This is a genomic window from Orientia chuto str. Dubai (assembly GCF_000964595.1).
GTDB classification, from domain to species: domain Bacteria; phylum Pseudomonadota; class Alphaproteobacteria; order Rickettsiales; family Rickettsiaceae; genus Orientia; species Orientia mediorientalis.
The window spans coordinates 41,098-53,497 of record NZ_LANP01000003.1; the positions used below are offsets into that span (position 1 = coordinate 41,098).

Annotated in this window: 10 protein-coding genes and 1 pseudogene; 2 read left to right on the forward strand and 9 right to left on the reverse strand. The window is 26.8% G+C overall.

The window, feature by feature from the left end; translation table 11 throughout:
* Nucleotides 1-416: 416 nt before the first annotated feature.
* From OCHUTO_RS00815 to OCHUTO_RS00855, 9 genes and pseudogenes are all read right to left on the reverse strand, one after another.
* The gene (locus tag OCHUTO_RS00815) at nt 417-716 is read right to left on the reverse strand and encodes a hypothetical protein (protein WP_045796981.1); all 300 of its coding nucleotides are present in this window, start codon (nt 714-716) and stop codon (nt 417-419) included.
* Between the two features lie 748 nt (nt 717-1,464).
* The gene (locus OCHUTO_RS00820; protein WP_045796982.1) at nt 1,465-1,713 is read right to left on the reverse strand and encodes a DUF2312 domain-containing protein; all 249 of its coding nucleotides are present in this window, start codon (nt 1,711-1,713) and stop codon (nt 1,465-1,467) included.
* Nucleotides 1,714-3,037: 1,324 nt separating this feature from the next.
* Complete coding sequence (locus OCHUTO_RS00825; RefSeq protein WP_045796983.1) at nt 3,038-5,836, reverse strand: PD-(D/E)XK nuclease family protein; 2,799 nt, start codon at nt 5,834-5,836, stop codon at nt 3,038-3,040.
* 28 nt (nt 5,837-5,864) lie between these two features.
* Entirely contained in the window at nt 5,865-6,107 is a 243-nt protein-coding gene (locus tag OCHUTO_RS07010) for a monovalent cation/H+ antiporter complex subunit F (protein WP_045796984.1), read from the reverse strand.
* Nucleotides 6,104-6,586: a Na+/H+ antiporter subunit E gene (locus OCHUTO_RS00835; protein WP_045796985.1), complete on the reverse strand. Its 483-nt coding sequence runs from the start codon at nt 6,584-6,586 to the stop codon at nt 6,104-6,106. Before OCHUTO_RS00835 ends, OCHUTO_RS07010 begins: the two co-directional genes overlap by 4 nt.
* Before the next feature lie 48 nt (nt 6,587-6,634).
* The gene (locus OCHUTO_RS00840) at nt 6,635-7,399 is read right to left on the reverse strand and encodes a CDP-alcohol phosphatidyltransferase family protein (protein ID WP_045796986.1); all 765 of its coding nucleotides are present in this window, start codon (nt 7,397-7,399) and stop codon (nt 6,635-6,637) included.
* Nucleotides 7,400-7,444: 45 nt separating this feature from the next.
* Nucleotides 7,445-8,140, reverse strand: coding sequence for a phosphatidylserine decarboxylase (locus tag OCHUTO_RS00845; RefSeq protein WP_045796987.1), 696 nt, complete (start codon nt 8,138-8,140; stop codon nt 7,445-7,447).
* 61 nt (nt 8,141-8,201) lie between these two features.
* Nucleotides 8,202-8,749 (reverse strand): annotated as a pseudogene (locus tag OCHUTO_RS00850) (demethoxyubiquinone hydroxylase family protein).
* Complete coding sequence (locus OCHUTO_RS00855; protein WP_045796988.1) at nt 8,727-9,260, reverse strand: disulfide bond formation protein B; 534 nt, start codon at nt 9,258-9,260, stop codon at nt 8,727-8,729. Before OCHUTO_RS00855 ends, OCHUTO_RS00850 begins: the two are co-directional and overlap by 23 nt.
* A gap of 132 nt (nt 9,261-9,392) precedes the next feature.
* Here OCHUTO_RS00855 and OCHUTO_RS00860 point away from each other — a divergent pair, with 132 nt between their 5' ends.
* Together OCHUTO_RS00860 and OCHUTO_RS05705 are read left to right on the forward strand one after the other, a co-directional pair.
* Entirely contained in the window at nt 9,393-10,979 is a 1,587-nt protein-coding gene (locus OCHUTO_RS00860; RefSeq protein WP_045796989.1) for a lysine--tRNA ligase, read from the forward strand.
* A 447-nt stretch (nt 10,980-11,426) separates the two neighbouring features.
* Nucleotides 11,427-11,576, forward strand: coding sequence for a hypothetical protein (locus OCHUTO_RS05705; RefSeq protein WP_156961258.1), 150 nt, complete (start codon nt 11,427-11,429; stop codon nt 11,574-11,576).
* Nucleotides 11,577-12,400 lie beyond the last annotated feature (824 nt).

A 12,400-nucleotide genomic window follows, 5' to 3' on the forward strand; every position in this document is an offset into this window, starting at 1 on the left:
CAATATGTATTGACAATTGTGCTAAATATATCTCCTAATTTTAGTGTAGTACTAATAGCCAATTATAAAAAATTGAAATTAAAGTTTTATCAATCAATGATAAAATATATAACTTCTAATAATTTAGACAAAGGTTTTGCTTTGAAATAACCATTTCTTGGTAAATTATTTCCTTATAAATCATTTTTTCAAATTTACCCATATTTACTCTTCAAATTCTGTATTCTAATCCTTACTTCTTTTTTATTACCCCAAATTTCTATATGGTATTATCTTTTCCTAAGAAACTCCTCTTTTTTCTACATTGCAAATACATAAGCTAACTTTATATCACATCCTTAGTTGCAGTGTACACTAAGAACTAGTGTAATACTAGCAATAATTAAAACTACTACTCTTTTTGTCTTTTTTTACTGTCAAATTTCTATTTTTAGATTACATTTTTGCTTGTTCAACTTAATAACTTCTTTTGCAATTTTAACAATAAAATCAGGTTCCAAGAGCGCTTCATAACATATTTTTTGAAAATAATCTGAGTTACCAAATATCCACGCTTTAGCTTCAAGCTCATATTTTTTTGCCTCAGATGCTAGTGAAATATTAGAAGCATCAATAATAGCTTGTAGAATTATTGCTCGTCTAAGTAAGATATCCGGATCATCTGAAAAAGTCTTTAAGCGTTCAAATGGAGCTTGAAATTTTATTACATAATTCATAAGTGACTTAAAACATATAATTTAGAGTTTATGTTACTATATAGCACGCAATATTACTGACACTAATACAAAAAAATGAATCAATACATCAAAAAATTATTAATATAATGCAAGTTTTTAGCAAAAATGGTTACATGTTTATGATATTAAGTAATTTATAATTTATAATCTTAACTATCATTAAGTGAGGTTTTATCTAAAAAATAATCTGATATAATATTATATAAACTATTGTTTAATGCAATTTAAAGCTGATAAAAGTTATAATTATTCTTAATAAAAACGAAATAAATAAAAACAAAACATTTGAATTTAGTTATTTTTTATAATATTATGCAATACATATAGCAAATATAGTTTTAAGTAACTGATTTTAACTAAAGAATTCATTAAAATCAAAAACAGTTATATACTAACAGTTAGCCAATATATAAATATTTAAAATTACAGGAAAATTATGGTTTTTTGCAATTTGCAGGCATGATTCAATCTAGGATTAGGTAATGTTTAGCTAAAAAAAAGAATAAGTGTACATTTATAACAAAAATTATTGCTAAAATATACCTCTACAAAAGCAGAGAGCTTAAATAAATTTAGATTATAAAGAAAAGAATAGTACTAATAATTTATAAAATACAAAACCATCTAAGTGTCAATAGCTAGATCTTTCCCTAACTATTAATGCTAATGTGCAAGCAAAAGATGAAATTATTAATGGCGCTCAAAGAATAAATTTACCATAAAAAAACTATGATGATATTATTCCTAAAGCATTTAGATAAGTTTCAAGCAATTCTTCTTGTTCTTTAAATTTACTCTTATCCATTTTTCTAATTTTAATTACTTGCTTAAGAGTAGGAAGATTAAATCCATAACTTTTTGCCTCAGCATATACTGCTTGAATATCTTCTGTTATATTTGCCTTTTCTACTTCTAATCTTTCTATTTTTTCAATAATTTCTTTAAGTTGATTACTAGAGATAATATCTTCTGACATATTTTATATAAATCTTCTTAGTTGATTAAATTTTTGATTTCAAACATTAAATATAAACTAAGCTTAACATAAAAACAATTCAAACCATTCTAAATTAGGAATTTTTATATTAAATAATATCTCCTATTATAGCAGATACTTACTTTTCTAGTGATTACAATATAATTACATTACTATCAGGATTATATCTCTTATAGCTACTTTAGCAGTTATTATAAACCTTGCTTCTAATAAAACGGAAAAAAAATAAAAAAACTAAGATCAGGAAAAAACTAGCTATATCTATTAATCACATTGCTTATTGCAGTACCTCTTTTTTCAAGCAATATTGTCATATATATTTTATAGGCATATTGCATATGAGGGCAATAGCATAGAAATTTTGCACCAGTATTACCTATACATATGTCTTATTATCTTTTGCTTGTTAATAAATAAGCTCCAGCTATTACAAAATTATAAGGATTACTCCATGGCAGCAGTATAAACATGCCACATAGTGAGTTAAGCTAGTTGTAATAAAAATAGATGTTCCATTAAAATATATTATTGAACATTTTATAGTACAATTTTTCCCTGTAATTCTAATACCATTGATCCTAGTAAGCTATATCATCCTATTCTACAATAATGAAAATAACAAAATAAATATAATTATTACAGCCCAGCTTTGTTATAAAATAATGATAAATATTTATGATTCGTTTTTTATTTTAACTATTATAGATTTAATAGCAATGTAAACTAGCAACTAGTGCCAATTTAGGAACTTCCAGTAATATTATTAATATTACCTTCAAAATCTAGATACATCCTATTTGTAATTAAGATTGGTAATCCAGCTCTAAGTAACATACTAATCGCTTCTTTTACTACATTTATATGCGTCTCTAGCTCTGCTGTGATAAACCTGATATCTGTTTGAAATCATTTGTACAAAGTATAGCCTTGCATTTTCACCCCAGAAAACTTATATTCTGCAGTATTTTTATTATTTAAATTCTATCATATCAGATGCTATATTTGCATATTTATTCTATATCTATTACTAATATTATAACCTGAAACTACGCCCGGTATATGATTAGAATATTGGTTGTTATTTTTGGTAAATGGCAGATCAGAAACAACACCAGCTAAAAATTTCAAATATAATGGGGAAATAATTTTGAATACATCGTATATATCAGCTTTTACATGTACTAATAATGAACATAATAAAGCACATACTATTACTATAGTATAACGCTTTAGTAAAAAAAAATATTCATATTAATTTTGCCATTATAAATTTTATATTCTTAATAAGTTAAATGATTTATGGTTAATTTAAATAACGTGCTAAATGCTTATAGTTATTGCATTTAAGAGCTAGTCCTTCAAAAGGAAAAAACACTTCTCCTTCCTTAATATAATTCTTTATTAATTTTTTTAAACCTAGTTTATGTTTATTTAATATTTCTTGATTTACTAATATTTCTGTAAATTGAAGTAAAGGCTTAGCAGAAGCAATTTTTATATAGATTATTTTATTAGGTATAATTGAAGGTAAATCTTTAAATCCACCATGACACAATATAATGCTTTCAATAATTAATTGGGTTGCTATCCCTTGCTCTACTTCTCTTTTACTAGGGACTATACCAGTTTTAAAATCAATAATATAGCATTCTCTATTTTGGAGATATTCTATTCTATCAGCTATAGCTACAATATTTAGTTTAAAATTATCAATATTTAATGGAATTTGACCTAGTTGTTCTGAAAAAATTCTAAATCCTTGTTTTCTTCTATCTTTATCAAAAGGCACAAATTCTTCAGCCAACTGATATAGCTTAGTAAGCCATACTGTTTTTGTAAAAACATCACAGTTGTAACAATCCATTAATTGCTTACCTATAGCAATAAAACAATTTATCTGTTTGTTTTCCTCTAAATCTTGATAGTGAACAGTATATTCATGAATTACATTATGAATATATTCACCAAATTTTGCAGCTTTTAATTGATCAGAATTTAGTGTTATTGGTTTTAACCCTAATATGTTTTTAGCATAAAATCCATAAGGGTTTCTAATGAGCAGTTCAATATCAGTTGCAGATATAGTCTTAACTATGTCTGTACTAGATAGCAAAATTCTAGGTGATATAATTGTTGTTGTAGATTCATTATTCCATTTATTAAAAGTAATATTATTTACTAACTCTAAGTCATTTACCTTAATACGAATTAAAGGATTACTAACAGCAAGAAGTTGCAACTTTAAAAAAAATTTAGAATCAGTAGATCTGCCAGCTGTACTAAACTTGGCATTAGTTAAAGTAACAGGTGCTTTTTGTAATATAGCATATAATATATATTGCTTTCTAGCATAATAGGTATTTTGTTCAATTAACCCTAATTTACTATATATAGCCTGATTAAGCCATGGATTTTGAATTAAGTTACCAGGCCAATTATCATTACTAAATTCTGGTATAATAATATAATCTGCACTTAACAATACAGCACTATCTGCATTTGTAATAGTAACATTAGCATTATAATCATGTTCGCAATCTAATTTGATAATAGCAAATAACTCTTTGAGAATTTTACTAAAATCTCTAATATCAATTTCTCCAAATTGTTGAGCTATATAAATAATTTCTTTAAGAACATCAGCTATTCTCTTACTAGATTGTAGTTGCCAAATTTTTCCTACTGTTAAATTTTCAGCAGCTTGTAATAAATAAGTTATTAACTTAGTACATAAAATTGTATTACTATTACAGTATATCCATACATTATCTAAAGCCTCAAGAACAAACCTAGCCCATTTTTGCAATTCTATATCATCCACACTAGTAGTTAAATCTAGTAAGATTTGCTTAAGCTCTCCTTGCTGAAATTTATTTTTAAAAACTAGCTTTTCAAATTTACTACTATTACTACTAGTAAGTAATGGAGTATTAATTAAATTAATAAATTTACTAATGCTAAAATTACTCGATATAAAGTCCGCTAACAACAGTATAAAATTTATCTCTAATAATTGCTTAATATCAGCATTTATAAGATTAGTATAGTCTATCTGATACTTGCTTAAATGCATAGTTAATAAAGTAGTAAAATTTGATGTAGTAGTAATTATTAAAATTTTTTTATCTTTAGTTAAATAACTATAAACCATTGCTGCAACTAACTTAGCCTCATCATATTGGCTGTTAACTTTTACATATTCAATATCGATAGGAATATTATTAATATCATCGTGTGATGATACTAATCTTGAATTTTGTAAATCTAAAAACTCTGATAACCGTATAGGTCTTCTTTTTACCTGTACTGCTACTTCTTCAGCAAGATATTTTAAATCATTCAGTAAAATATTACATGATTTCAAAAAATATTGAAAATCACATAAAGAATCACTAGAATTCCTGAAACTATAATTTAATTCTTCTAAATAAATTGGCGGTAAAATTACATGACTAAACTTACAAGAAAGTATTACCTTAAAAAGTAGTAGCTCTAGTTTGCTACTTGGTAAGATGCCAGCTACAACAATTAAATTGTTGTTAAATTTTAATAAATTTTGCAACTGAAAAAAAATATTATTTTTACTGCTAATATTAGTATTACATAATTCACTCCACTTAGTATAAGCAACATCTAAAAATTCATATGTGTTTTGCCAATATTCTGAACTATCAATTTGATCAACCAAATTTTTTAACTGATTTAGATTGATTTGTTGACTTTCTAATTGTTGAAAAAGCTGCAATAATTTTCCACTTAATTTAAGAGCATCACTTAAACGAATCTGATAATAGCTATGCTGTTGAATGATCTTAGCAAGGGCTACTTTTTGTTCATTAATACTTAACTTGCAACAACTAGATAATGAACATTGATTAGTAGCAATAAAGGAAGTAATAAATTGTTTTAACGTTAATATATCTGGCAATAGCATTGCTTCTTTTTGAGCTGTCAGCATTATGGCCTTCTTAAGTTCTTGACATTGTTGACTATAAGGTAATATAACCTTAATCTTATCAAGAGATAATGAGCTTTTTTTTAATAAGAATTTTGCTAGTAAAAATATAAAATCATCATTTGGCTTAACATAATATACACTCATGGACTTATTTAAGTGATATTCACAACAATTAATTTCTTAAATAAAGCTTCATATAGGCATTAGTTGCAATAAAGCTTAGTAATAAGTAGATTATTGATATATCAATAAAATATCTAGTATAATAATTCATACCAATAAACACAATAAACAGAGATATCAAATTAGTTAAGCTGTTAATATACAATATTCTTTCTAAATTAGATTTAGTAAATAAAAATTTAACTATTAAAACAAATATACACCCTATTAAAATAAATATTACAGGTATCATTGTTGAATCTTTAATACTTTATTCTTTAGCTTGAGAAAATCAGCATGCAATTGAGCTGTATCAAAAATTTCTGTACTTAAAATATGCACTAACATTCTTTTATTATCAGTATCAACTACAGCAGTACCAGGAGTAAGAGTAATGCTATTTGCATATATTACTTTTTCTACTGGAGAAAGTTTACTAAATTCTAGCCATAACATACAAGAATTAAGCTGCAAATTATCTTTCCAAATGATTTTAGTAACAGCTATAGCAGATTTTACTACTTCAACTAATAACCATATACAATATGCTATAGACTTTATAATAGGAACTGGTGTAAAAAATAATAATTTCAAACGCAAAGATATAAAATAGGTTACTAAAACCGATATCAAGCTCAAATATGGATGATTATATGCATCATCCAACCCTATGAGCCCAACCCATACAATTAGTAAAGCTGCTAAATGCTGCAATTTAGCCCATAATAACATAATTTATACTAAAAATTATTAAATATCATAATAACATTATACTCTGTATTAATTAATTCTTCTAGCAACAACTATACTTACTGGAATACTAATAATATACCATAAAGCAAACACTGGAATAATATACCAAGGATAAATTAATAAAGTCACTCCTACAGTAGCAAATAATAATAAACAAATCCAAATATATTGTGGTTTTACAGTAATACTTTTTATTGAAAATGTAGGAATTCTACTTGCCATCAAAAAACCAACAATCAATAAGTAAATATTAATACATAGCTTATAATCTTTAATTTGCCAGTTTAAGATTGGAAAAATATTAAAATCTAGCATAACAGGCATTAAACATAATACTGCTCCTAAAGGAGCAGGTACACCAACAAAAAAATATTTTTTCTTATTACTATGTTCATGATTTAGTATACTAATATTAAATCTTGCTAATCTAATAGCTGTACAAATAACAAATACTAATACAGATATCCAAGATACTAATTTTTGTTGCTGATCTGGATCTAGCCATAAATAAGTAATTAATGCTGCAGTTAATCCAAAGTTAACAAAATCACAAAGCGAATCTAATTCTGCTCCAAAGGAAGAAGCAGCATTAAGCAGCCTAGCTATTCTACCATCGAGACCATCAATTAGTACAGCAACTAATATACATGTTATAGCTGCTTCCCATTTACTATCAAAAGCATATCTTATAGAGCTTAACCCTACAGATAACCCTAATAATGTAATTATACTAGGTAATAACCTAATAAAAGGCATTGGATAGCTTAATTTATGCTTTCTAAAATTCATAATTCTACTACTATCCTGATTTATATTTTATTATCTTCTAGAATATTATTATTTAACTTTATAGTTAGCAGGGGCAATTCTCTTTGATTTAAAATCAGCAAGTATTGTTTCTCCTCCTATACAGGTCTGGCCTACATCTACCAATGGAACAGTCTTTTTAGGTAAATAAATATCTACTCTACTACCAAATCGAATTATACCAAAACGATCACCAGCACTAACTTCATTTCCTTCCTCCAAATCACAAACTATCCTTCTAGCAATTAATCCTGCTATTTGTACAAAAATTATTTGCTGTTTATCTGTAGTTTCCATTACTACTGATTGACGCTCATTATGAATACTTGCTTTATCAAGTGAAGCATTTATAAATTGTCCAGGATTATAATTTAAGGATACAATTTTTCCATCAGCCGGTATTCTATTAACATGAACATCAAATATGCTTAAAAATATACTAATTTTAAGTAGCTCTTCCTCTGGCAATCCTAATTCAGGAGGAGGTGTAGCATAAATAATAGATTGTATTTTACCATCTGCAGGACTAATTACTAGCCCTGTATCTATCGGAACTACACGATTAGGATTGCGAAAGAAATAAACACAAAAAATTGTTACAATAGCTCCTATCCACCCTAGTATAGGACTAAATGATCCAAATAAGAAAGTTACAGCTGCTGATATTACTATAAATATATACCCTTCCTTATGTATTATTTTTGAAAAATCTTGTATAGGTATCATTACATACTCCTTTTATTAAGTTCATCTTCAATTAATTTAAGATATTGTTCTCTAACTAGAGCTATTTTTTACTTAAGCATATAGCAACGTTACAACAGAATTCCACTAAATTCTTAAAAACTAGATCAATTTTACTGAACTCATTATAGTAAGTTTGAGCAATTATTTTATGTTCAATTTCTTCTTGATGAAATTTTCTAATTTCAGTTAATAGTTCCCTTTCGCTTTCTGCAAATCCTGATTCTAATTGCATAATCTGCTCGTGATAATGTCGATCAATGGCACTTTCCACAGCTTCAGTATAAACATTGCATATTTAGAACCAATACTAGCAGTAATAGCGCCAGATACATATCCTAATATATTCCATAATGGCATTAAAAATGTTGGCCGAACCTGCCGATTCTGTATTTGTTGTTTAAAAAAAACACAATGTTTTTCTTCATGCTGTAGCATAGAAATAATCTGTGTTTTACATATTTGATTATTTTTGACAAAATCTATTTGTCCTTTATAAATTCTGCAAGCTCCATATTCACCAGCATAATTTACTCGAATTATTTCAGCTATTTTAGCATCAGAATCTTCAACAAAAATCGGCTTTGGCATATTTACTATAATATAAATTAACTATATAACAAAGTAATAGCAATACTATACTATATAAAAAATTCATCATTGACATAGACATACCTATTATTTTAAATGGAGCAGCTTTACAGCTTTTAACTATAGAAATAGTATCCAATAATTTCATTCTTGCTTCAACTGATAAATTTTTTATCATTGGTGTATTAACTTTACAAGTTCTTGGCTCATTAAATATACCTTTTTCTATTCCATAATGATAGCCGGATATAAGAACTGATACTAAAATATTCAACATTATAATCTTATGTAAAACGTTCCCTAACTTCGAGCATGATATACCCAATATGCTTAAACAAAACAATATATAGTAAGGTATCCTTTGGTAAATACATAAAGTACAAGGAGTTATTTCAAGTATATGCTCAACATAGTACGCGAAGACTAAGCTTACAATTGGAACAATAGCTAGTATAATAAAGAACTTTCTATAATTATTCAGTGCTAATCCCTTAAATATCGAATCTATCATTTTAATCAATCTATGACTTCTAGTAAGTGATTTTTTTAGAATTTAAAGTTATTATAATGAGATTTATAGATTTTTTAAGTAAAAACTCTATAATACTTTTCAATTTAACTCAATTTAGAAGGTTAAGACTAAATGTTAGAATTTTCAAGTTATGCAGCTCAATCAAAAGCCTGGCCATTTATTGAAGCACAAAAGATTTTAAACAAATTAAATTATCAAGCTCCAGATAAAGGGTACGTTTTATTTGAAACAGGTTATGGCCCTTCTGGGTTACCACATATTGGCACTTTTAGTGAAGTAGCAAGAACTGTAATGGTAATTGAAGCATTTAAGCAACTATCTAACATACCAACTAAGCTAATATGCTTTTCTGATGATATGGATGGATTAAGAAAAGTACCTACTAATCTTCCTAATCAGGATATGCTTAAAGAACATCTTGATAAACCTTTAACATCAGTTCCAGATCCGTTTTGTAAAGCAACAAGTTATGGTGAATACATGAACGGTAAACTAATACAATTTTTAGACACATTTAATTTTAAATATGAATTTTATAGTGCTACAAAATGTTATAATTCTGGAATATTTGATAACATGTTATTAAAAGTTTTAGAGAATTATGAAAAAATCATGGAAATAATGTTACTAACCTTACGTGAAGAGCGGCAGGCAACTTATTGTCCATTTTTACCAGTTTGTCCAGAGACAGGTAAAATATTACAAATTCCTGCAGTTAAGATTAATAAGAAAGCAGGTACCGTAACTTTTCAAGATATTAACACTGGAAAAATTTTTGAGACAGAAGTAACTAAAGGCAAATGTAAATTACAGTGGAAACCAGATTTTGCAATGAGATGGGCAGCATTGGAAGTAGATTATGAAATATACGGTAAAGATCATATGATAAATCAACACATATATTCCAAAATATGTAAAGTACTTGGAGGCACTCCACCAGTACAATTTTTTTATGAATTTTTTCTCGATGAAACAGGAGCTAAAGTTTCTAAGTCTAAGGGAAATAGTATAACAGTTGAACAGTGGTTAACATATGCTCCTATGGAAAGTATGTTATTGTTTATCTATCAGTCTCCAGCTAAAGCTAAAAAACTACATTTTAATGTCATACCTAAAAATGTTGATGATTATTTAACTTTGATAAAGAAATATCATCAAACAAATGATCAGGTAGCTAAGATAGATAATCCAGTATACCATGTTCACTTAGGTAAGGTACCAAATGTTATTAACACTTATAACTTAAACTTTAGTTTATTACTTAATCTAGCTTCAGCATGTAATCCAGAAAATAAATCAGTATTATGGGGATTTATTAAAAAATATGCTCCAGATGCCTGCCCAACTAGCAGTCCATATCTTGATCAGTTAATAGAGTTTGCTATTCAATATTATAATGATTATGTAAAGATAAATAAAAAATATCTGATACCATCAACACAACAGCGTAAAATTTTAGAGCAAATTGATCTTGTACTAAGTGACTTACATGAAGTAGATGCAGAAGTAATTCAATCTGCAATTTATAAAATTGGTATAAATAATGGTTATAATAATCTAAAATGCTATTTTCAAGAACTATATCAAATTTTACTTGGACAATCAGATGGACCAAGATTAGGTTCATTCATAAAATTATTCGGTATTGATAATACTAAAGCTATTATTAAGGCAAAACTAGCAAGCGCTAGCAACTAAAAACATTACCTTAATCCTCAAAACCACAGCTATTATCTGCAAAACAAGCAAAAAGGCTGATATAATAATCTACTTGTTTTTTACATATCTTAACTCACTAAGATAGTTACACTTTGTAAAATATAAAAAAAATTCATTAAATAAGTCGACTATTTTACGTATTTAATTTTTTATTTTAAACCAGTAAGGCTCAATTTCATTTAAATCAAAAAAATAAGTTGATAGTCTTTAGACAGAAAAGAAGATGCTATACAAGTTTTTATATCTTAATATTGCCTATAGAAAAACTGGTCTTGTAAGACAGATAGAATCAGTATGAAGATGAAAATAGGTTTTGCATAAGAATGATTATGCTCCCTATATTCGAGCTTTTAAATAACAATTTTAGAATAATTTATAAAAATATTCTAAAACTACCTGCTATAGCTGTATTTTTGGAGGCAAAAAGTGCAACATATAGTACTCGATATTACAATCAATAGCTGCAATTTTACTAAAAATAACAGTGTCAATAATGACACGATTTTTTACCATTTAATTTTTATCAGTACATGCTTTTTTGTAATATTAAAATTTTTACATAATATTAAACACTGATGCGAAATTATCGCATTCATGGTTGTAAATAATGAAAATTTCATCAAAAAGATATGTAAAAAAAAGCTCTGTAACAATTATTATTACTGGCATTAAGGCTTATTTGCTGCTATAATCTATAGCAGAGATATTTATAAATAAAACATTGTGTCAGTAGCAACTGCTACTAAGCATTTCCTGCATTGGGTTGGTGGTAAAAAAGGCAATTTTGTTAGTAAAAAAATCCTGTCATAGATTATAGCAGCAAATAAGCCTTAATGCCAGTAATAATAATTGTTACAGAGCTTTTTTTTACATATCTTTTTGATGAAATTTTCATTATTTACAACCATGAATGCGATAATTTCGCATCAGTGTTTAATATTATGTAAAAATTTTAATATTACAAAAAAGCATGTGCTGATAAAAAGTAAAATGTTACTGTATACCTGATGTTATCTGAGATTTAGAGTTAGATAATGTTCTCTAGAGATTAAAGGCGTAAACAGCAAATTTATTTCTTTTAACCTCCAGCAAAACCATTTTAGAAATAAAATAGCAGGAGCATTCTATGCCTATAGAAGATGAAGGTCAAAACAAAATTGATAAATTAACTAAAAATTAGCTACAGAAGGTATTAATAGCACTACTATAAAACAGATAGATGCTGAATTAACTATACCACAAACTAGAAGAATCTGGGCAAGTAAGCATAAATTGCATAGATTGGATACAATATTTTAGAAGAATAGTAAATAACTATAAAAGAGGAACAGCTTCTCTGAATAGCATTATTTAGACAATACATAGAATCAATGAGCGTAAAGATTGAAACATTTAGCATA